Here is a 21,380-nt window from a genome sequence, read left to right on the forward strand (position 1 = left end):
AGTGCCACCACCCGTACCAGGCCAACGATGCATGCCCCGACGGGACACGTTCCAGTCATCGCCGGACCGCCGCCGCGAGGCCGTTGGGGCACCGCCGTCGGAGGTCGCACGGCGGGCGGCGGCACACCGGCGGCGGCTCGCAACGGCCGATCCGGCCAGCCGGCCCGGGGCCTGAACGCGTGGCCCCGCGGGGACCTGGCCATGCGCGCTACGGCCGGATGGAGCCGTGCGGGGAGTGCGCGATGCGCCACACCGCAGCGCCGCCCCAGCACTGCATGCACCTGACGTGACCGGCTACTTTGCGCTCCGGGGCAGGTGCTGCCCAACGACGCCCCACCTCCGGAGTGCGTGGGAATCGGCGGGAAAGGGTAAGCACTCGGCGGGATCCGGCCGAGTGCGTCCGGCAGTACAACCTTCCACGAGGCACAACCCCGCGCCCACGACGAGGAACACCTGCATCGGCCACGGAAAGTTCGGCACGTGCTGCGGGCCGGTACCGGCGCGGAAGACGGCCGGAACCGCACCGGCGCCGGCGCGCCCCGGCCGGGACGAACCGAGTCCTCCTCGGCCGGACCGGTTCCATGGGGCGGGGAGTCGGCTAAATCACACACCGTCCGAAGCCGGCACTCAGAGGGATTCAGCACCGGGACGTGCCCCCTGCCCCGCACGGCACTCCTGACGGCGGGCGGTAGGGCGCACTCCGGGGTTGACAGCGAGCGGCGCACGCGGGTGTGTACTCCAGAAGTGCCCGTCCGCCCTCTTCGCACCGTGGCGTGCGGTGTCCTGCGGTTCCGTTGTTTCGTCCTGCTACCTGCACGAACACCTGTGGGTGAACCCGTTCTCGCCGAGTTCGGCCACCGGATGGTTCCCGAGTCGGGGCGTGCTTAACCTGCTGTCACCACCTATGCGCGTCTCGAGGGGGAGCCGTGCTCATGACGTCGATGCAGGGTTACGACAAGCTGGTCGGTAGGGGGGAAGCGTCAGGGTCGGGGGGCCCGGGCGCACACAGGGAACGGGGGGTGTTCCTCCAGCACTCAGCACAAGAACGGCCGGCCCCGGCCGTGCGCGCCGCGGGGGCGTGCACGACGATCGCGCCGCCGAATCGTGTCCGGTACCGACGGACCTGCGCCCTCGCGCCCGCCGGGCGTACGGGTGCGGCGGGCCGGTGTGCCCGCGGGCCCGCTCCGGCCCGCAGCAGATCCCTCCGGACGTGCGGATATCTCGACCGGGCAGCGCTCAGGGCCGGACTCACCGGCCGGGCGGCGGACCCGGACGCACCTCAGAACCCGGACGGCGCTCCGGCTCTGAACCGCCGCACCGAGGAGCCGGGTCACCCCACAGAGGACCCGGGTCACGCCGAGGACGACGGCGAAAGCGATCACCACGAGTGCACCGGGCCGCGCGGCGTGCCTGCCTTCGCGGCGGACAGCGCAGCGTGTGCCTGTCGTGAGCCCTTTCTTCTCGTGCCGCGCGATGCTGCCTTTCCCTGCCCCGGGAGGCGGCCGCAGCGGGCGTCGCACCAGTCCCCCCACCGCGCGGAACGCATGCGTTGAATTCGCGCACAGCTATCGACATTGACTTACAAGGAGCTCACGTGGTGGGAAAACCTGTCGAGGTTTCGACAGCGGATCTGGTTGAATCTTCAACTGTTCAAAATGGGGGCACCGTACCGGCACGCACCACCGAGGGGATGTTCGTCGAGGTACTGGCCGGTGTGCTGAACACCGACCGGGTCTCGGCCGACAGCCATTTCTTCGACGACCTCGGCGCCAATTCCCTGCTCATGGCCCAGTTCTGCGCGCGGGTCAGGAAGCGGGACGACCTGCCGTCGGTCTCCATGAAGGACGTCTACCGGCACCCCACCGCCCGCGGCCTGGCGATGGCCCTGCCTGCCGCGCCGACCGCCGCCGTCGGATCGCAGGTGCCGGCCGTCCCCGAGGAGGGCGCGCCCGTCGGCAGCACACCGCGTTTCGTCCTGTGCGGAGCGCTGCAACTGCTGATCTTCCTCGGTTACTCCTACCTCGCCGGAATGGTCATGATCCGGGGCTACACCTGGGTCTCCGCCGGCTCCGGCCTGGTCGATGTCTATCTGCGGTCGGCCCTCTTCGGCAGCGCCGGATTCGTTGCCATGTGCCTCTTTCCGGTAGCGGCGAAGTGGATTCTCGTCGGCCGGTGGCGGACCACGGAATTTCCGGTGTGGAGCCTGGGCTACCTGCGTTTCTGGACGGTCCGGGTGCTGATCAACGCCAATCCGATGCGGCTCTTCATCGGCAACCCGCTGTACGTGCTGTACCTGCGGGCGCTCGGCGCGCGCATCGGAAAGAACGTCACCATCCTTTCGCACGCCGTGCCCGTCTGCACCGACCTCCTCACGGTCGGCGCCGGCACGGTGATCCGCAAGGAGGCGTTCCTCCTTTGCTACCGGGCGCACGCCGGGCGGATCCAGACCGGCCCCGTCACCCTCGGCCGGGACGTCTTCATCGGCGAGCGCACCGTGCTGGACATCAAGACGTCGATGGGGGACGGCGCCCAGCTCGGCCACGCATCGGCGCTGCAGACCGGCGAGGCCGTGCCCGCCGGACAGCGCTGGCACGGCTCGCCCGCCGAGCGCACCGAGCTGAACTACGTACGCGTCGCGCCGACCGGCTGCGGCGCCCTGCGGCGCTTCGGCTACGGCCTCCTCACCCTGGTGCAGCTGTGCCTGATCGCCCTGCCGCTGGCCGTCGGCGTCGTGTACATGGTGCTGACCGAGATCCCCGCGCTCGGCAAATGGCTGGGGCCGGGCACCGAGGGGCTCACCTCGGCGGAGCTGTACACCGACGCGCTGCTCATCTCCGTGGTGGTGTTCTTCGGCTTCACCCTGCTGGGCATGGTCTGGCTGTTCACCGTCCCGCGCCTGCTGAACCTGCTGATCCGGCCGGACCGGGTCTATCCGCTGTACGGCTTCCACTACTCCGTGCACCGGGCGATCGCGCGGATGACCAACATCAAGTTCTTCAAGTGGCTCTTCGGTGACAGCTCCTACATCGTGCACTACCTGCGCTGCCTCGGGTACGACCTGTCCCGGGTCGAGCAGACCGGATCCAACTTCGGTACGGGCATCGATCACGAGACCCCGTTCCTGAGCAAGGTCGGCAGCGGGACGATGGTCGCCGACGGGCTGTCGGTCATCAACGCCGACTTCTCCAGCACCTCCTTCCGGGTCTCCCGGACGGAGATCGGCGACCGGAACTTCCTCGGCAACTTCATCGCCTATCCGGCAGGCGGCCGGACCGGGGAGAACTGCCTCCTCGCGACCAAGGTGATGGTCCCGCTCGACGGGAAGCTCCGCGAGAACGTGGGCCTGCTCGGCTCGCCGAGCTTCGAGATCCCCCGCACGGTGGAGCGCGACACCCGCTTCGATCACTTCCGCACCGGGCGCGAGTTCCGCCGGCGCCTCGCCGCGAAGAACCGGCACAACATCACGACGATGGGCATCTTCCTCTTCCTGCGGTGGGTGCACGTCTACGTGCTCACCGTGCTGGCCGTCGCGGGCATCGAACTGTACGGCGTGGCCGAGCAGTTGCTCGTCGCCGCCTATATGGGCCTCAGCATCGCCTTCACCGGCGTCTACTTCGCCCTGGTGGAACGGGTCATCCTGCGGTTCCGGCCGCTGCGGCCGCAGCTGTGCTCCATCTACGAGCCGTACTTCTGGTGGCACGAGCGCCTGTGGAAGGTGCCCGACACCCACTTCATGGTGTTCAACGGCACGCCGTTCAAGAACCTGCTCTGGCGCCTGATGGGCGTCCGGCTCGGCAAGCGGGTCTTCGACGACGGCTGCTACCTCACGGAACGGACGCTCACCACGATCGGCGACGACGCCACGCTCAACACCGGCAGCAAGGTCCAGTGCCACTCGCAGGAGGACGGCACCTTCAAATCCGACCACAGCACGATCGGCGCCGGCAGCACGCTGGGCGTCGGTGCCATGGTCCATTACGGCGTGACCGTGGGCGACGGGGCGGTGATCGCGGCCGACTCCTTCCTCATGAAGGGGGAGGAGGTCCCGCAGCGGGTCCGGTGGGCCGGCAACCCGGCCACGGAGCTGCGCGCCGTACCGCACCGGAGCGCGTGACGCGGGGGTCACCGAGCATGCCGTACGCCCCGCAACGCAACACACCGCACGGGACCGGAAAGCGGCCCTTGGACGCGGAGAGGGCGGCAGGGCCGCCGCCGGAACCCGACACGGCCCGGTCACCACGGCCGGCCGGAACAGTGGCCACCACATCGAGCACTACTACCGCGCCGCGCCTGACAGTGGCGCGCAGCACCGTGGCAACGGTGAACGGAGGGGGAAGTTTCCATGACACAGCCAGCAGAGACCGGTCGTGACTTCTGGCGGGGGGTGCTCGCGGGAGGCGGCCTCACCGCACTTCCGCGGTGGACCCGGCGACCGGTACCGGGCGTCGCCGAGCATGTGGCGAGCGTTCCGGCCGAGGTGGTCACGGCGTTGCGCCGGCTGGCGGAGGAGCTGGCGGTGCCGTTCGACTCCTTGCTGCTGACCGCGCACGCCAAGGCCCTCGCGGCACTGGCGGGAGAGCGGGAGGTGGTGACCGGTCTGGTCACCGGACGGGGCGGCCGGCCGCTGCCCTGCCCGCTGACGACCGATGCCGGCACCTGGCGGGCCGTCGTGCACGACGCCGACCGCGTCGCCGCCGCCGTCCTGACGCACCGTGAGTTCCCGGTCGAGGACCTCCGGCGCGAACTGGACGTGGTGGGGCCGGAGTACGAGACGGTGTGGGACCCGACCGGCGGGGACGGCGAGCCGGCCGGGACCACCGTGCTGCGGCTGGGCGCCGAGGCCCGCGGCGAGGAACTGGTACTGCGGCTGCGGTACCGCACCGAGGCGCTGGACGCGGAGTGCGCCGCGCGGATCGCCGGCTACCACCGCCGTGCGCTGGCGCTGCTGGCCGCCGGGCCCGACGCCGAGCACGAGCGGCAGAGCCTGCTGTCGGCCGACGAAATCCGCCACCAGCTCGAAGGGCTCGCAGGGCCACACCGCGAGCTGCCCGACGCCCGCTTCCACGAGCTGTTCGAGCAGCGAGTGCGCGCCCACCCGGACGCCGTCGCCGCCGTACAGGGCACCCGGCAGTGGACGTACCGCGAGCTGAACGCCCGCGCCAACCGGCTGGGCCGCGCCCTGCTGGCCCGCGGGCTGCGCCGCGAGGACGTCGTCGCGGTGGTCACCGAACGCAACCTGGACTGGATGGCCGCCGTCCTGGCGGTCTTCAAGGCCGGCGGCGTCTATCTGCCCGTCGAGCCGCACTTCCCCGCGGACCGCATCGCCACCACGCTCACCCGCGCCGAGTGCGGCCTGGTGCTGACCGAACACGCCAGCACCGGCACCCTCGACGAGGCCCTGACCTCCGTACCCGGCGCCCGCAAGGTCTTCATCGACGCCGCGTACGAGGAAGGCCACGCCGAGGACGACCTCGGCATCGCCGTGACGCCCGATCAGCTCGCGTACATCTACTTCACCTCGGGCTCCACCGGTGAGCCCAAGGGCGCGATGTGCGAGCACGCCGGCATGCTCAACCACCTGTACGCCAAGATCCATGACCTGGGCGTCGAAGAAGGCCAGGTGGTCGCCCAGACCGCGCCCCAGTGCTTCGACATCTCGCTGTGGCAGCTGGTCTCCGCGCTGCTGGTCGGCGGCCGGACCCTGCTGATCGGGCAGGACGCGGTGCTGGACGTCCAGCGGTTCGTGGAGACCGTCGTCGACCACCGGGTGGGCGTACTCCAGGTCGTCCCGTCCTACCTCGAAGTGGTGCTCTCCGCGCTGGAGGCGGCGCCCCGCGACCTGCCGGACCTGCGGTGCGTGTCGGTCACCGGCGAGGCGCTGAAGAAGGAGCTGGCCCAGCGCTGGTTCACGGCCCAGCCCGGAATCAAGCTGGTCAACGCCTACGGCCTCACCGAGACCTCCGACGACACCAACCACGAGGTGATGGTCGGCCCGCCCGAGGGCGACCGGGTACCGCTCGGCCCGGCCGTGCACAACGTCCGCGTCTACGTCGTCGACGACCACCTCGCCCCGGTGCCGCTCGGCGCCCCCGGCGAGATCGTCTTCTCCGGCGTCTGCGTCGGCCGCGGCTACATCAACGACCCGGAACGGACCCGCAAGGCGTTCCTGCCCGACCCGCACCGCGCCGGCGAACGGCTCTACCGCAGTGGCGACCGGGGCCGCTGGCAGGCCGAGGGCAAGCTGGAGTTCCTCGGCCGCCGGGACACCCAGGTCAAGATCCGCGGCTTCCGCATCGAGATCGGCGAGATCGAGAACACCCTGCTGCGCACGGACGGCGTACGCGACGGAGCCGTGGTGGTCGCCGAGCGGGCCGACCGCAGCAAGCACCTGGTCGCGTTCTACTCCGGGCGCGAGCTGGAGGTCACGACGCTGCGCCGGGCGCTGGGGGAGTCACTGCCCGGCTACATGGTGCCCGCCGCTTTCCACTGGCTGGAGACCCTGCCGCTGACCGCCAACAGCAAGATCGACCGGAAGGCGCTCACCGCGCTGGCCGGCCGGCTGGGCGCGGTCGAGGAGGAGTACCACGCGCCGCGCACCGCGACCGAACACAAGCTGGCCGCCGCGTGGTCGACGGTCCTGGGCATCCCGCAGGACCGGATCGGCCGCCGCGACCACTTCTTCGACCGGGGCGGCACCAGCCTGTCGGCGGTGAAGCTGGCGGTCACCCTCAAGCGCGCCGTCTCCCTGAAGGACGTCACCCGGCACCCCGTCCTGGCCGACCTGGCCGACGTGGTCGACGGCCGCTCCGTACGCCGCGACGGACTGCTGCACGCCCTCGCCGGGCCGAGCGGCGGCACGGCCGGAGCGCTGGTCTGCTTCCCGTACGCCGGCGGCAACGCGGTGAACTTCCAGCCGCTGGCCCGCGCGCTGCGCGGCAGCGGACGCGCCGTGTACGCCGTGGAGCTGCCCGGACACGACCTGACCGCGACCACCGAGCCGTTCGTACCGCTGGAAGAGGTGGTCGAGCAGACCGTCGGCGAGATCGTCCGGCGCGGCCTGAGCGACGTACTGCTGTGGGGCCACTCCTCGGGGACCGCCTTCGCCGCCGAGACGGCGCGGCGGCTGGAGACGCGCGGAGTGACCGTACAGCGCCTGTTCCTCGCGGCGCAGCTGCCCGGCGACGCCGCCGTCCGGCAGGCCGCCATGGCCGAACTGACGGCGCTCGGCAACGCGGAGATCGCCGCACGGCTGAGCGCGGAGGGCGGCTACACCGAACTGGAGGAGCTGGACGACCGGCGCGCCGAACACGTCGGCGCCGCCTACCGCCACGACTGCCTCGCCGCGCACCGGTACTTCGCCGGCCTGCTGACGGAACCGCCCGCGGCGAAGCTGGCCGCACCGGTCACCGTGGTGGTGGCCGCCGACGACCCGGTCACGGCCGACGCCCGGGACCGCCACCTCGACTGGCAGCTGCTGGCCGACGACGTCCAGCTGCACGAACTGACCGAGGGGGGCCACTACTTCCTGCGCACCCGCCCGGACCGGGCGGCAGAGGCCGTACAGGCCGCCGCCGCTTTGTTGGCTTCTTCTTGAGAACCGTAAGGAAAGGAATACCTGAAATGTCGTCATTCCCGGCGTCCCTGCTCGACGTGGAGCGGCAGCCAGGAGGGCCCCCGATGCTGTGGGCCGAGACCAAAGGTGACGCGACGAACTGGGTGGCCGAGCACCGCGACGCGCTGCGCGCCGCCGTTGCCCAGCACGGTTCCCTGCTCGTCCGCGGCCTGGGCTTACGGGATGCCCCCGGGGCCGGAGCCGTCTTCCACCGGCTGGCCGACGGCCTGCTGAGCGAGCGGGAGTCGTTCGCCCCGCGGCGCAAGTACGCCGACGGGGTGTACTCCTCCACCAAATGGCCGCCGCACCAGCAGATGTGCATGCACCACGAGCTCAGTTACACCCTCACCTTCCCCGGTCTGATGATGTTCGCCTGCCTGACCGCGCCCGAGTCGGGCGGGGCCACCGGGGTGGCAGACGCGGCCGCCGTGCTCAAGGCGCTGCCCCGCAAGCTGGTGAAACGGTTCGAGAAGGAAGGCTGGCTGCTCACCCGCAGTTACAACGAAGAGATCGGCGCGCCCTGGCGGGAGGCCTTCGGCACCGAGGACCGTGCGGAGGTCGAGCGGTACTGCCGTGCGAACGCCATCAGCTTCGCGTGGCAGCCGGACGACGGCCTGCGCACCAGCCAGCGCCGCAGCGCCGTGGTACGCCACCCGGTCACCGGCGAGCGCTGCTGGTTCAACCAGGTCGCCTTCCTGAACGAATGGACCATGGACCCGGACGTGCACGAGTACCTGGTGGGGGACTACGGCGTCGAAGGACTGCCGTTCAACACCCGCTTCGGCGGCGGGGATCCGATCGGAAAGGACATCGTGGAACTGCTCACCGCCCTGTACGAGGAGCACACCGCACGGGAGCCGTGGCAGGCCGGCGATCTCCTGCTGGTGGACAACGTCCGCACCGCGCACAGCCGGGATCCCTTCGAGGGGCCGCGCGAGGTGCTGGTGGCGATGGCCGACGCGGTGCAGCTCGCCGACTGCAAGCCCACGATCGAGGTGACGGCCCGATGACGACCATCGACTCCGCCGCCGCCCGGTCCGAGGGGAAGGGACCGACGGGTGTGCCGCCGTTCGCGGTGATCTCCGGATCACAGGTCCAGCACGCCCTGCGGGGACGCGAGCGGCAGATCGTCGACCTGGTGGAGGCCACCTACCGGCTGCACGACGCCGGCGAGACGGTCAACCCGCCCTCGTACTTCCTGCGGTTCCCGGACCGCCCGTCCTCCCGGATCATCGCGCTGCCGGCCTCGGTGGGCGGCCCGGAGCGGGTGGACGGCCTGAAGTGGATCTCCAGCTTCCCCGAGAACGTGGCGGCCGGCATCCCGCGGGCCTCGGCGGTCCTCATCCTGAACGACCACGACACCGGCTACCCGTTCGCGTGCCTGGAGAGCTCCATCATCTCCGCCACCCGGACGGCCGCCTCGGCGGCGTCGGCCGCCGACTGGCTCAGCCGCGGCCGGCCGCGTCCGGTACGCGTCGGGTTCTTCGGTACCGGCCTGATCGCCCGCTACATCCACACGTTCCTGGCCGCCACCGGCTGGGACTTCGAGGAGATCGGCGTGCACGACGTGTCCGCCGACAGCGCGGCGGGCTTCCGTACGTATCTGGAACAGTCCGGCACCACCGGTCACATCACCATCCACGACAGCGCCGAGCAGCTGATCCGCCTGAGCGACCTGGTCATCTTCGCCACGGTCGCCGGCCGGCCGCACATCACGGACGTGTCGTGGTTCGCACACCATCCATTGGTGCTGCACGTCTCGCTGCGCGACCTCGCGCCGCAGATCGTGCTCGCCTCGGCCAACATCGTCGACGACGTGGAGCACTGCCTGAAGGCCGACACCTCACCGCACCTGGCGGAACAGCTCTCCGGCAGCAGGGACTTCCTGCACGGGACGCTGGCCGAGGTGATGACGGGGAAGGCGCGGCCGCCGGCGGGCCGCCCGTTGGTCTTCTCGCCGTTCGGACTGGGGGTCCTGGACCTGGCGGTCGGCAAGTACGTCTACGACGAAGTGGTCCGCTCGGGGGAGCTGCACGTCATCGACGGCTTCTTCCACGAGCTGCGCCGGTACGGATGAGCGGCCGGTTCCTACGGCCGCACATGGGGGGTCATCAAATGAGGGGGTCATCGTGCCAGTCATATCCGTTCCCCTGGAGTTCAATGAGGAAGAGCTCTACGTCGACCTGCGGTCGACCTTCGGACAGCCACTGTTCCTGAAGTGTGAGGGCTTCAACTTCGCCGGGTCGATCAAGCTGAAGGCCGCGGCGGAAATGGTCGAGGCCGCGGAGCGCGAGGGCGCGCTGATGCCGGGGTCGGTCCTGGTGGAGTCCTCGTCCGGCAATCTGGGCGTGGCACTCAGCATGATCGCGGCGAGCAAGGGTTACGGGTTCGTGTGCGTCACCGACCCGCGGTGCAATCTGTCGTCCCGGCGGATGATGGAGGCCCTGGGCAGCCAGGTGCACCTCATCGCCGAGCCGGACGCCCACGGCGGCTGGCTGGGTGCGCGGATCGACTACGTGCGTGCTCTGTGCGCTTCCGACGAGCGGTACGTCTGGCTGAACCAGTACACCAACCCGGGCAACTGGCGGGCGCACTACCGCACCACCGCACCTGCCATCGCCCGCCAGTTCCCCGACCTGGACGTGCTGTTCGTCGGGGCCGGTACCACCGGCACCCTGATGGGCTGCGCGCGCTACTTCTGGGAGTGGCGCCGCCCGGTGCGGGTGATCGCCGTCGACAGCGTCGGCTCGGTCACCTTCGGCGGCCCTCCGGGCCGGCGGATGATCCCGGGCCTGGGCACCAGCGTCCGCCCGGCGCTACTGGACGAGTCCTACGTGGACGAGGTGATCCAGGTGGAGGAGGCGGACACCGTCCGTGCCTGCCACCGCCTCGCCCGCGCCGGATTCCTGTTCGGCGGTTCCACCGGCACGGTGGTCAGCGGCGCGACCGACTGGCTGGCGCGCCAGGACGACCGTGAGCTGACCGCGGTGGCCATCGCCCCTGATCTCGGCGAGCGCTACCTCGACACCATCTACCAGACCAACTGGCTGCAGGACCTCTACGGTGAGGACGTCCTCAGCCCCGACGAGCTGACGGCCGGCACCCGCTCGGCCTGACCACCGCGCCGTCAGGCGCTGACACCGCGATCACCGGCCCCGCTGCCGCAGGGGGCCGGTGACCGCGTTTCCGGCCGGGGTGAGGTGAGCACACTGACGCCGTTCGCCGCCACGATCGCCCCGATGGCCAGCCAGTCGATCCAGTGCAGTGCCTGGCCCAGCATCGCCCAGCCGACCAGTGCGGCGAGCACCGGATTGACACTCATGAAGATCCCGAAGAACCGGGTCGTGACCCGGCGCAGCGCGAACAGGTCGGCCAGCATCGGCACGGCCGAGGACAGCACGCCGGCCGCCGCCGCGTACGCCACCGCGCCCGCCGTGGGGGGCCGGTGCGCGAGTACGGCGATCCCGACCGGTACGTACAGCAGCGCTGACGCGCCCGCCGCCACCGCCGACCCCTCCGTGCCCGGCAGCCGGGCGCCCACCGTCCGGTTGAGCAGGATGTAGGAGGCCCAGCACGCCGCCGCGAGCAGGCCGAGCCCGATGCCCGCGTAGTCCGTACTCGGCTGGGGTCGGGTCAGCGCGACCACGGCGGCCCCCGCGGCCAGCGCGCACAGGCCGTCGGTGAGGCGGCGGGACGCGGACAGCGCCACCGCCAGCGGGCCGCAGAACTCCAGCGTCACCGCCAGGCCCAGCCCGATCCGGTCGATCGCGGTGTAGAGGGACAGATTCATGGTGGCGAACGCCAACGCCAGACAGAGCACCGGCCACCACTGCCGCCAGGTGAAGGCCCGCAGCTTCGGCCGGCCCACCGCCAGCAGCAGCACACCCGCCACCCACTGCCGCACGGCCACCACACCGGCCGGGCCGATGACGGGGAAGGCCAGCGCGGCGGTCGCGGCGCCGACCTGGTTGGCCAGCCCGCTGCCGGTCATCAGCGCCGCTCCCACCAGGCGGTCCGGCCCGGAGGGCGACGGCGCCGCACGGCTCCCGGCGGCGGCGCGTGACAGGTCCTCTGCACTGCGGCTCAGCGTCATGCACCGCAGCATGTGCCGCACGCGCGCATACGCAAAATGCATGCGATGTGTTATCTATACGCTGGAGTCATGGATATGGAACTGCGCCACCTGCGGTGCCTCGTGGCCATCGTCGACGCCGGGAGCTTCACCGACGCCGCCATCGACCTCGGGATCTCCCAGGCTGCCGTGTCCCGCAACCTCAGCGCGCTCGAAGGCGTCCTCGGGGTGCAGCTGCTCCACCGCACCAGCCGGAACGTCACCCCCACCACCGCCGGCGTGCAGGTGCTGGCCCGCGCGCGCCAGCTGCTCGCCGACGCCGACAACCTGCTGCGCGAGGCCACCACCGGTCACACCCGGCTGCGCATCGGTCACGCCTGGTCGGCGATGGGCCGGCACACCACCGCGTACCAGCGCCGCTGGGCCGCCCTCCACCCCGACATCGAGCTGCACCTCATCCGCACCAATTCGCCCACCGGCGGTCTGGCCGAGGGCCTGTGCGACCTGGCGGTGGTACGCAAACCCTTCGACGCCGACCGCTTCGCCAGCGCCGCCGTCGGCGAGGAGCGGCGCTACTGCGCGCTGGCGGCGGACGACCCGTGGGCGGCCCGCCGCGCCATCCCGCTGGCCGACGCCGCCACCCGCACCGTGCTCGCCGACCGGCGTACCGGCACCACCACCGCCGAGCTGTGGCCGGCGGACGGCCGCCCCGTCATCGAGCACATCCGGGACGTCGACGACTGGCTCGCGGCGATCGCCGCCGGGCGGGGCATCGGCATCACCCCCGAGAGCACGGCAGGCCAGTACCGCCGCGACGGCGTCGTCTTCCGCCCGCTGCGGCACGCCCCGCCCGTCACGGTCCACCTCATATGGCGGCGCCACGACCCCCACCCGGCCACGCACGCCGCGGTCGCCCTGCTGGCGGACCTCTACCGGGAGGGGCAGGCCCGCAGGACGCGGCGCGCCGGCTAGGGCGCGTCGGTGGCGGTGAGGCGGACGATGCGGAGGGAACCGTTCTCCTTGCCTGGGTGACGGCTCGTCAGGTCGAGCCTGATCCGCGTCGTACGCACCGCATCGAACGAGACCCGGGTGGGGGAGTCCGAGGCGTCCGCCCAGTCGACGCGGACGCGGTCCGCCGGCACGTACTCCCTGCCGTCCCAGTAGCTGACGGTGAGCGAGGCGGGCAGTGCGTAGGTGTCGTCGTCCGTCGTGAACGACACCTCGACGCCGGCCACCTCGCGGCGGCGCGACCAGGTCACCGCCACCCAGTCCGCGGCGCGCGCCGCACCGACGGCGGGCAGCAGGCCGGTCGCCGCCATGAGGTAGTGGTTCGACCAGCCGGTGCCCGGGTCACCGTCGAGCATCCGCGCCGGCACGGTGTCCGGCGCGCCGGAGAAGCTCGCGTCCGCGGCCGGAGCGCCGGCGGCGGCCTCGCGCACACCGGTCACCGCGGCCGCCGCCGACGCCGCGGACCCGGTCGCGGCCGGCCGCCGTCCCGTGACGGAGATCCGGGCCGAGGCGGAGTGCAGCCCCTCCGCCCGTGCGGTGACCGTGACCGCCGAGGCCCCTTCGGCCGGCCGCACGATCGCGAGGGCCTTGCCGTGGAAGGCGGTCCGTACGGCCGAGCCGTAGTTCTCGGCGCTCTCCTGCTGCCCGTTGTCGACGCCGAGCAGCCGGCCGCCGGTCACCCGGAAGGCCAGGGGATGGCCGGCGCCGGGCACGAGGACGCCCCGGGAGTCGGTCACCTCGGCGGTGACGAAGACCAGGCCGCTCCCGTCGGCGGCCACCTCCTCGCGGTCCGGCGTCAGCCGCACCGCCGCTGCCTCGCCCGCGGTGCGCAGTGTGTCGCGGGCGACCTCACGTCCGTCGCACCGTGCCACCGCCACGAGCTTGCCCGGCTCGAACGGCACCCGCCAGGTGAGGTGGAGCCGGCCCGCACTGCCGTTGGGGCTGGTGTAGCTGCCCGGGTACGGGCCCGAGGTGACGGTCTTGTCGTCCCCGGTGGCCTCGGTCGTCTCCAGGTACTCCCGCCCGCCCGCCGTCTTCTTGCGGTCGAAGCGGCGGACACCCACCGAGCGGCCGTTGAGGAACAGTTCCACACTGTCCGCGTTGGTGTACGCCCATACCGTCACCACGTCCTTGGGGCGGTGGCCGGTCCAGTCCATGGGGACCAGATGCACCATCGGCGTCCGGCTCCACTGGCTGCGGAACAGCGAGAACTGGTCCTTGGGGAACCCCGCGGTGTCGACGGCGCCGAAGAACGAGGACTTCACGGGGAAGACGTCGTCGTACGGCGTCGGCTCACCGATGTAGTCGATGCCGGTCCACAGGAACTGACCGCCGAAGAACTCCCGGTCGCGGTCCTTCTTCAGGGCGTACTCGCCGCTCATCGTCCACGACTCCAGGTTGTTGTCGTACGACGAGGCACCGCGCCGGCCCGGCGTGTAGTTCTCCCCGGTGTTGAGCTGTCCCGGGCTCTCGTACACACCGCGGGTCGACGTGCTCGACGAGCTCTCGGACTCGAAGAAGAAGGTGTCCGGGTACTTCGCGTGCAGCGCGTCGACGGAGGCGGCCGTGTTGTAGTTGAGCCCGACGCCGTCCAGCATGCGCAGGATGCGGTCCTGCGGTGAACCGTCCTTCGGCACACTGCGGTACTTGTCCGAGCCGATCACCACGGCCCGTGTGGTGTCGACCGACCGCACGGCCGCGATGAGCCGCTCGGCCATCCCCACCCCGGCCTCGCTCGTGCTGTCCGGGATCTCGTTGCCGATCGACCACATCACCACGGCGGGCGAGTTCTTGGCCGCGTGCACCATCTCCTTGATGTCGGCGTCGCTGTGCTCGTCGAAGAACCGGCCGTAGTCGTAAGGGTTCTTCGGCGTGCGCCAGCAGTCGAACGCCTCGATCTGCAGCATGATCCCCAGCTCCGCGCAGAGCGCGACCACCTGCGGCGCCGGCGGATTGTGCGAGGTCCGCAGCGCGTTGACGCCCATCTCGCGCATCAGCTCCAACTGCCGCCGGGCCGCGGCCGGATGGAAGGCGGCACCCAGCGCCCCCAGGTCGTGGTGGAGATTGACGCCCTGGAGCTTCATCCGCTCCCCGTTGAGCGCGAAGCCGTGCTCGGGGTCGAAGGTGGTCCACCGCAGCCCGAACGGCGTGCTCGTCCCGTCCACGGTCCGGCCGCCGACGGTGATCCGGGTGTCCACGGTGTAGAGGTACGGCCGCCGCACCGACCAGAGCCGGGGCTTGTCGATGCGCAGGTCCAGCGGGGTGCTGGACGGGTTGCCGCCGAGCGTGGCGGGGGCGGACGCCGACGCGATCCGCCGCCCGTCCGCGTCCCGTACCGTCGCGGTGACCTCCGCACGTACGGTCTTCCCCGTCGCGCTGACGGCGGCCACCGCCACGTGCACCGCGGCACGGCCCGCCGCGACGTGCCGTGCCAGGTCCGGGGTGGTGACGGTGACCCCGTGCCGGACGATGTGCACGGGATCGGTGACGACCAGCCGTACGTCCCGGTGGATGCCGCTGCCGGAGTACCAACGGCTGCTGGGCACCTGGTTGCGCGCCCGCACGGACAGGGTGTTCGCCGTCCTGCCGTCGGTGTGCGCCAGGTCGGTGACGTCCACGGCGAACCCGGTGTAGCCGTACGGGTGGGTGGCGGCCGGCCGGCCGTTGAAGTGCACCTGCGCGTCCATGTACACGCCGTCGAACTCGACGGAGATCCGCTTCCCTGCCGTCTGCGCGGGCAGCGTGAAGGTCTTGGTGTACCAGCCGAGTCCGCCGGGGAGGTAGCCGGAACCGGCGGTGGTGCGGTCGTCCTTGACGGGGTCCAGTCCGATGCTCCAGTCGTGCGGCACGTCCACCTCGTGCCAGCCCGGGTCGTCGTCGGCGGGCCGGGGCGCCTCCTCGCCGGTGGTGTTGACGAGCGCGAACCGCCACCCGTGGCGGAGGCCGGTCTCCCGCCGCGCGCCCAGCGCCTCGTCCGCCGCCGGCTCCGCCCGGCCGGCCGCCAAGGCCGTGGGGCTCATCGCCAGTTGTGCACCGAGGGCTCCGCCGAAGGAGGCGCCGGCTCCGCCCAGAACCGCGCGTCGTGAGATGGCCATGTGTGCCTTCCGGTGATCCGTGAGGGTGACGAGGCAGCCGAACGCGCTGAGTCTGTCGACTCCTGTTGATATATGTCAATGAACAAAACAAAACTGTTCAACTAGCCGCAGGCGGAAGGGATCCACGGCACTCTTGGGCTCGGGGCGCGGTGTGCGCCGATCACTCGGAAGGGGCGGCCCCGGTGTTGGCCGTCGGGGGGATGGGGCCCTCGGAAAGCCGGCGCTCCATGACGCCGGCGAGCAGCGCCAGCGCGTCCACGACCCGGGCCCGGTCCTCGCCGAGCCCGGTGAGCAGCTCGGCTTCGACGGCGAGCTGGCGCGGAAAGAGGCCGTCGATGGCTTCCTTGCCGGCGGGGGTGACGGTGACGAGCGCGGCCCGGCGGTCGGCCGGGTTGGGCGCGCGCTCGATGAAGCCGCGCTTCTCCAGCTTGGCGAGGGCCTTGCTCATGCCGGCCCGGGAGATGCCCATGTTGTCGGCGAGGCGGCGGGCGATGGCCGGCTCGTCCGCGTACCGCAGTGGTACCAGCACGTCCAGCTCGGGGTTGGTGAGCGGGGCGCCGTCGTAGAGCGGCTCCACCGCCTCGTCGAAGAGGGCGACGATCCGCTTGAGCAGTGCCACCACCTCCATGGGAGAGGTATCCAGGCCGGGGTTGTGGGCCGACCACTGCTCGCGGACCACGGACGGGGGGAGGGGCAGCACGGACGCACTCCTTGATGGACGAGCTTAGTGAACCAGTGAGCTTTGTAAACTGGTGAACTATTGGTTACCTTTCTTGAATGGTATCCCCGTCTCCTCCTTCCCGTACCTCCGGCGCGCCCCCGCGCGCCGCCGACGCGCCCGCCGCGGCCGACGCCGCGGGACCGCCGCGCAAGCGCGTGGGCGCACTGATCGCGGTCCTCGGCGCGCTCACCGGCATTGCCCCGCTCGCCACCGACATGTACGTACCGGGCTTCCCGTCCATGGGTGAGTCCCTGCACGCGAGCAGCTCCGCCGTCCAGCTCACCATGACCGCGTTCCTGGCCGGCCTCGTCGTCGGGCAGGTGCTGGTGGGTCCGATCAGCGACGGGCTCGGGCGGCGTGGCCTGCTCATCCGGGGCGGGATCGGCTTCACCGTGCTCTCCCTGGCCTGCGCCGTCGCACCGAACGTCGAGGTGCTGACCGCGGCCCGGTTCCTGCAGGGAGTGTGCGGCGCCGCGGGCATGGTGCTGGCCCGCGCGGTCCTCACCGACCGCTTCCACGGCCCGGACATACCGCGGTACTTCGCCCTGCTCTCCCAGATCCTCGGCGTCGCACCCGTCGCGGCGCCCGTCGTCGGCGGCGCCATCCTGTCCGTCTCCACCTGGCGCACCGTCTTCGTCGTCCTGGCCGTCATCGGCGCGATCCTGCTGCTCGCCGTGGTGGCCAAGGTCCCGGAGTCGCTGCCGCCCGAGCGCCGCCACGGCGGCGGCATCGGCGGCACCTTCCGCGCGATGGGCACGCTGCTGGGCAACCGCGCGTTCATGGGGTACGTGCTCGTCCTCGGCTTCAGCGCGGCGGCCCTGTTCGCCTACATCAGCGGGTCGAGCTTCGTCTTCGAGAACCTCTACGGCGTCTCCGCCACGGTCTACTCGCTGATCTTCGCGTGCAACGCCATCGCCATGCTGATCGCCGGCGCGGTCTTCGGGAAGCTGGCCCGTCGCCACGTCCCCCTGAACACACTGCTCACCGCGGGAGTCTGCCTCTCGGTACTGGGAGCGCTGGCGCAGGCCCTGTTGCTGGCCACGGTCGGCGGCACCCTGGCCGGCACCTGGATCTGCCTCTTCCTGACGCTGGGCGGCGTCGGCATGACGTTCCCCGCGACGATGAGCCTCGGCCAGACGCTGGGCCGCGCGGCACCCGGCGCGGCCTCCGCGCTTCTCGGCGGCCTCCAGTTCCTCTTCGGCGCGGCGGCATCGCCCCTGGTGGGCGCCTTCGGCGAGGGCAGCTCCACCCCGATGGCCGTCATCATGCTGAGCGCCCTGGCCGCGGCGGCCCTCTGCCTGATCGCCCTGGTCCGCCCATGGCAACGCCACGGCGAATTCAAGGTTCCCCACCCACTGCCGGGCTGACGGAAACGCTAGGGGCTCCAGCGCAGTTGAGGTCAACTCAAGCGTAGTCGGGGGCGCCGGGAGACGGTGGCCACTGGGTGATGAGCCGCGTGAAGGCGCGGGCCGCGGCGCTCCGGTAGGTGGTCTCGCGGTGGAGCAGGGCGGCCGTGCGGGAGGGGAGTGCGGGCGTGAGGGGAACGGGGGAGAGGTGGGCGTGCTCACGGGTGATCGCGTCGGGCAGGACGGTGGCGAGCGGGGTGCGCCGGACGATCTCGGTGAGCGCGTTGAGGGAGTTCACCTCCACCGCGATGTACGGGCGGACCCGGTGCTCCGCGAAGTGTGCGTCGATCTGCCGGCGGGTGGCGAACTCCGCACTGAGCAGGACCAGGTGACGGTCGTGCAGGGCACGCACCGGCAGCGGCCCCTCGTGCTCGGCGTCGGGGTGATCGGGCCCGACGACGAGGCTGAGCGTCTCGGTGAACAGCGTCGCCGCGCTGATCCCCGGCAGGTGCGACCCCGGCGGATCCGCGGTGGTGAAGCCGATGCCGAGGTCGAGGCGGTCGGCCAGCAGCTCGGCCTCGATGCGGTCCTGCGTCATCTCCTGCACATTCAGCGTGATGCCGGGATGGGCTGCGTGGAAGCCGGCGACGAGCGGGCCGGTGAGGTAGGCGGTGAACGTCGGAGTCACCGCCAGCCGCAGATGGCCGCGTGAGAGGTCCCGCACGTCGAGCACCGCCCGCTCGCCCGCCGCGAGATCGCGCAGGGCGCGCCGCGCGTAGTGGACGTACGCGGTCCCGGCGTCGGTCAGCCGCACGGTACGGCCCGTGCGGTCCAGCAGCTGCGCGCCGAGCGCCTTCTCCAGCTGCTTGATCTGCTGGGAGAGGGTGGGCTGGGAGATGTGCAGCTCTTCCGCCGCGCGGGTGTAGTTGGCGTGCTCGGCGACGGCGAGCAGATAGCGCAGATGACGTAGTTCCGGCCTCATGGCGGCTCACTATAGGCCAGCCGGACGGATGTATAGATGACATCGATAGCAGTGATGTGCGGTGCGTCTTGGACGCTATAGCTGCTGCTCATGCACAGTGAAATGAGTCCGTCATCCCCATCCCATCACCCCGGAGGACCCTCATGGACTTCGAGCAGCGCACCATCGACATCGCCCGCCAGAACGTCGAGGAGGGTGGCCGCCCGTTCGCGACCGTCATCGTCAAGGACGGCGAGATCCTGGCCGAGAGCCCCAACCGCGTCGCGCAGACCAACGACCCCACCGCCCACGCGGAGATTCTCGCCATCCGCGAGGCCTGCACCAAGCTGGGCACCGAGCACCTGACGGGCACCGTCATCTACGTCCTCGCGCAGCCCTGCCCGATGTGCCTGGGCGCGCTGTACTACTGCAGCCCGGACGAGGTCGTCTTCCTCACCACCCGCGAGGCTTACGAGCCGCACTACGTGGACGACCGCAAGTACTTCGAACTCGCCACCTTCTACGGCGAGTTCGCCAAGAACTGGGACGAGCGGCGGCTGCCGATGCGGTACGAGCCCCGCGAGAACGCGACCGAGGTGTACAAGGTCTGGCAGCAGCACAACGGCGGCGAGCGCCGCGTCACGGGCGTTCCCGCCGCGTGACCGCCGGCCGGTCCGTCGCGCGCAGGATGCCCGTACTGCTTCAGCCACGCGCCGGCAGCAGGCGCGCGAGGGCCGTGAAGCCACGGTTCTCGGCATGCTGCCGGGCGGTCACGCCCTTCTTGTCGGCGAGGCCGGGATCGGCCCCCGCGTCCAGGAGCAGCTCGACCACCCGTTGGTGGTCCCGGCCGCCGTCGCCGAGGATGACCGCCTCCAGCAGGGCGGTCCAGCCGAGGCGGTTGACGTGGTCGACATCGATACGGATGTCGGGGTTGGTCAGCACTTCGCGCACGTAGTCGGCGTGGCCGCGTTCGGACGCCGGTATCAGGGAGGTGCCGCCGTAGCGATTGACGAGGGTGTAGTCGGGCTCGGCCGCCGCCAGTACCCGTGCCATCTTCACACTGCCGGTCACGCCCGTGACCAACCACGGGGTGTCGTGCCGCCAGTCCAGTGCGTCGGGGTCGGCACCCGCCTCGACCAGGGCCTCTGCCGCCTCGACGTGGTCGCCGGTCGCGGCGAGCAGCAAGGGTGTGCGGCGCCTGGCGTCGCGCGCTTCGACGCGGGCACCGCGGTCGAGGGCAGCGCGTACGGCCGGTGCGTCGCCCGCCCGGGCGGCCTTGAGCAGCGCGCGGTCGGCCGCCGGGCCGGCGGACCGCCGGGGCGAAGCGGGGTCGGCGGAGGACGGAGACGTCCCCGCTGCCGTCGGCTTGTGATGCCCGGCCGTGTCGTCCTCGGGCGCCGAAGCGCACCCCGCGAGCAGCGCCATCCCACTGAGCAGGACGCCCGCGGCGACGGCGGAACGGCGCTTGCGCCGTCCCCCTGCGATGCGCTTCCTCATCCCTGTCCCTCGGTACATGGTGCGGTGTGCCTCCTTGAGCGGTGGTTGATCCGGATCGCCTCGGTGCGGTGCGTTCATCCTCGATCCCTCCGCCCGTCCCGCGGATCGGCGGAGTGGCCGGCCGTGCCTCGCGTACGGGAGGACGGCCGGGTCGGCCGATCGGCTGATGCGCACAGGGGCCCGTACGCTCACGGTGTGCCGGGGGCGGCATATCGTTGCGGGGTGACCGGCTCGGGGGAAGAGGCAGCCGGGTACCGCGAAGGGCGAGGGATACGAACGTGGCGGCACGAACCGGCCGGCGGGCCGACGGCGAACGGCCGGCAGCGGCGGAGCCCGAACGCGTTCCCTTGAGCGAACGCGCGCGCGACGCCATCCGCGAGCGTGTCATCGACGGCCGGTACCCGCAGGGCGCCCGTGTGGTGGAGCGCGAAGTGGCGGAGGAGCTGCGCATGTCACGGGTCCCGGTGCGGGAGGCGCTGCGCGGGCTGGTCGCCGAGGGCTTGCTGGAGCTGCTGCCGCACAGCGGCGTACGGGTGCGGCGGCTGGACCGTACGGATGTGGAGCACCTCTACGAGGTGTGGGAGCCGCTGGCCATTCAGGCGTCGCGGCTGGCCGCCCGCCGGGTGGCGAGCGCGGCACCGCACGAGCCGCCGCTGCTGGCGGGGCTGCGGTCCGCCCTGGAGCGGGCGGAGACGGCGGCGGCCGGCGGGGAACCGGGGCTGGAGGTGGTGGCCAACACCGCGTTCCACGACGGGATCGCGGCACTGTCGGGCAATCCTTTGCTGGCGCGCACGATGGCGCGGCTCAGCTGGCAGCTGCGGCTGCTGTTCGGGCTCAACTCGGAACCGGACCACATGCGCGTGCAGCACCGCGCCATGTACGAGCGGATCGCCGCAGGGGACGCGGACGCCGCGGCGGCGCTGACGCTCGTCCACGTACGGGACAGCCGGACGGCCGCCCTCCGCGCCGTCTCGGTGTGAGTGCCCTCCCGCGACGTTGTCCGCACCGCGTCAGCCACGGATGACATGGATGCCATGGACGACATCGATGGCGGTCATCGCCGGTGCG

Annotated in this window: 14 protein-coding genes; 9 read left to right on the plus strand and 5 right to left on the minus strand. The window is 71.5% G+C overall.

Translation table 11 applies throughout. The features are described from left to right. Positions 1–1,690: 1,690 nt before the first annotated feature. From ACZ6WH_RS03400 to sbnA, 5 genes are all read left to right on the plus strand, one after another. A complete protein-coding gene (locus ACZ6WH_RS03400) occupies positions 1,691–4,114 on the plus strand; it encodes a Pls/PosA family non-ribosomal peptide synthetase (protein WP_469725618.1) in 2,424 nt (807 codons plus the stop codon). Between the two features lie 228 nt (positions 4,115–4,342). Further along, positions 4,343–7,594 (plus strand): non-ribosomal peptide synthetase, encoded by a 3,252-nt coding sequence (locus tag ACZ6WH_RS03405; protein ID WP_469725619.1) that lies wholly within the window; start codon positions 4,343–4,345, stop codon positions 7,592–7,594. Positions 7,595–7,620: 26 nt separating this feature from the next. Continuing rightward, positions 7,621–8,622, plus strand: a complete 1,002-nt coding sequence (locus ACZ6WH_RS03410; RefSeq protein WP_469725621.1) for a TauD/TfdA family dioxygenase — start codon at positions 7,621–7,623, stop codon at positions 8,620–8,622. Further along, the gene (gene sbnB, locus ACZ6WH_RS03415; RefSeq protein WP_432849871.1) at positions 8,619–9,689 is read left to right on the plus strand and encodes a 2,3-diaminopropionate biosynthesis protein SbnB; all 1,071 of its coding nucleotides are present in this window, start codon (positions 8,619–8,621) and stop codon (positions 9,687–9,689) included. The genes ACZ6WH_RS03410 and sbnB overlap by 4 nt, the downstream gene beginning before the upstream one ends. A 52-nt stretch (positions 9,690–9,741) precedes the next feature. Next, positions 9,742–10,728, plus strand: a complete 987-nt coding sequence (gene sbnA / locus ACZ6WH_RS03420; RefSeq protein WP_469725622.1) for a 2,3-diaminopropionate biosynthesis protein SbnA — start codon at positions 9,742–9,744, stop codon at positions 10,726–10,728. 11 nt (positions 10,729–10,739) lie between these two features. Here the strand turns inward: sbnA and ACZ6WH_RS03425 are convergent, their stop codons facing one another. Continuing rightward, positions 10,740–11,705 (minus strand): EamA family transporter, encoded by a 966-nt coding sequence (locus tag ACZ6WH_RS03425; protein WP_469725624.1) that lies wholly within the window; start codon positions 11,703–11,705, stop codon positions 10,740–10,742. 69 nt (positions 11,706–11,774) lie between these two features. Between ACZ6WH_RS03425 and ACZ6WH_RS03430 the strand changes: the two genes are divergently transcribed. Further along, positions 11,775–12,656 (plus strand): LysR family transcriptional regulator, encoded by an 882-nt coding sequence (locus ACZ6WH_RS03430; protein WP_469725625.1) that lies wholly within the window; start codon positions 11,775–11,777, stop codon positions 12,654–12,656. On the opposite strand, the gene ACZ6WH_RS03435 is transcribed toward ACZ6WH_RS03430, so the two are convergent. Beyond that, positions 12,653–15,787, minus strand: a complete 3,135-nt coding sequence (locus ACZ6WH_RS03435) for a glycoside hydrolase family 2 TIM barrel-domain containing protein (protein ID WP_469725626.1) — start codon at positions 15,785–15,787, stop codon at positions 12,653–12,655. The genes ACZ6WH_RS03430 and ACZ6WH_RS03435 overlap by 4 nt on opposite strands. Before the next feature lie 160 nt (positions 15,788–15,947). Beyond that, complete coding sequence (locus tag ACZ6WH_RS03440) at positions 15,948–16,487, minus strand: MarR family winged helix-turn-helix transcriptional regulator (protein ID WP_469725627.1); 540 nt, start codon at positions 16,485–16,487, stop codon at positions 15,948–15,950. 77 nt (positions 16,488–16,564) lie between these two features. Between ACZ6WH_RS03440 and ACZ6WH_RS03445 the strand changes: the two genes are divergently transcribed. After that, positions 16,565–17,875 carry a multidrug effflux MFS transporter gene (locus ACZ6WH_RS03445; RefSeq protein ID WP_469725629.1) on the plus strand — a complete coding sequence of 437 codons (1,311 nt, stop codon included), beginning with the start codon at positions 16,565–16,567 and terminating at the stop codon, positions 17,873–17,875. A 37-nt stretch (positions 17,876–17,912) separates the two neighbouring features. Here the strand turns inward: ACZ6WH_RS03445 and cynR are convergent, their stop codons facing one another. Then, complete coding sequence (cynR, locus tag ACZ6WH_RS03450) at positions 17,913–18,836, minus strand: transcriptional regulator CynR (protein WP_469725630.1); 924 nt, start codon at positions 18,834–18,836, stop codon at positions 17,913–17,915. 143 nt (positions 18,837–18,979) lie between these two features. Here cynR and ACZ6WH_RS03455 point away from each other — a divergent pair, with 143 nt between their 5' ends. Further along, positions 18,980–19,477 carry a nucleoside deaminase gene (locus ACZ6WH_RS03455; protein WP_469725631.1) on the plus strand — a complete coding sequence of 166 codons (498 nt, stop codon included), beginning with the start codon at positions 18,980–18,982 and terminating at the stop codon, positions 19,475–19,477. 40 nt (positions 19,478–19,517) lie between these two features. On the opposite strand, the gene ACZ6WH_RS03460 is transcribed toward ACZ6WH_RS03455, so the two are convergent. After that, on the minus strand, positions 19,518–20,099 hold the full coding sequence (locus ACZ6WH_RS03460; protein WP_469726247.1) for an ankyrin repeat domain-containing protein: 582 nt from the start codon (positions 20,097–20,099) through the stop codon (positions 19,518–19,520). Between the two features lie 491 nt (positions 20,100–20,590). Between ACZ6WH_RS03460 and ACZ6WH_RS03465 the strand changes: the two genes are divergently transcribed. Then, positions 20,591–21,292, plus strand: coding sequence for a GntR family transcriptional regulator (locus tag ACZ6WH_RS03465; RefSeq protein ID WP_469725633.1), 702 nt, complete (start codon positions 20,591–20,593; stop codon positions 21,290–21,292). The last annotated feature ends 88 nt before the right edge of the window (positions 21,293–21,380 follow it).

This window comes from Streptomyces sp. NPDC050806 (genome assembly GCF_055586425.1).

Coding starts and splice junctions, on each gene's coding strand:
- ACZ6WH_RS03400 (WP_469725618.1), top strand. CDS start 1,691: ATGTTCGTCGAGGTACTGGCCGGTGTGCTGAACACCGACCGGGTCTCG.
- ACZ6WH_RS03405 (WP_469725619.1), top strand. CDS start 4,343: ATGACACAGCCAGCAGAGACCGGTCGTGACTTCTGGCGGGGGGTGCTC.
- ACZ6WH_RS03410 (WP_469725621.1), top strand. CDS start 7,621: ATGTCGTCATTCCCGGCGTCCCTGCTCGACGTGGAGCGGCAGCCAGGA.
- sbnB (WP_432849871.1), top strand. CDS start 8,619: ATGACGACCATCGACTCCGCCGCCGCCCGGTCCGAGGGGAAGGGACCG.
- ACZ6WH_RS03425 (WP_469725624.1), bottom strand. CDS start 11,705: ATGACGCTGAGCCGCAGTGCAGAGGACCTGTCACGCGCCGCCGCCGGG.
- ACZ6WH_RS03430 (WP_469725625.1), top strand. CDS start 11,775: ATGGATATGGAACTGCGCCACCTGCGGTGCCTCGTGGCCATCGTCGAC.
- ACZ6WH_RS03435 (WP_469725626.1), bottom strand. CDS start 15,787: ATGGCCATCTCACGACGCGCGGTTCTGGGCGGAGCCGGCGCCTCCTTC.
- ACZ6WH_RS03445 (WP_469725629.1), top strand. CDS start 16,565: ATGGTATCCCCGTCTCCTCCTTCCCGTACCTCCGGCGCGCCCCCGCGC.
- cynR (WP_469725630.1), bottom strand. CDS start 18,836: ATGAGGCCGGAACTACGTCATCTGCGCTATCTGCTCGCCGTCGCCGAG.
- ACZ6WH_RS03455 (WP_469725631.1), top strand. CDS start 18,980: ATGGACTTCGAGCAGCGCACCATCGACATCGCCCGCCAGAACGTCGAG.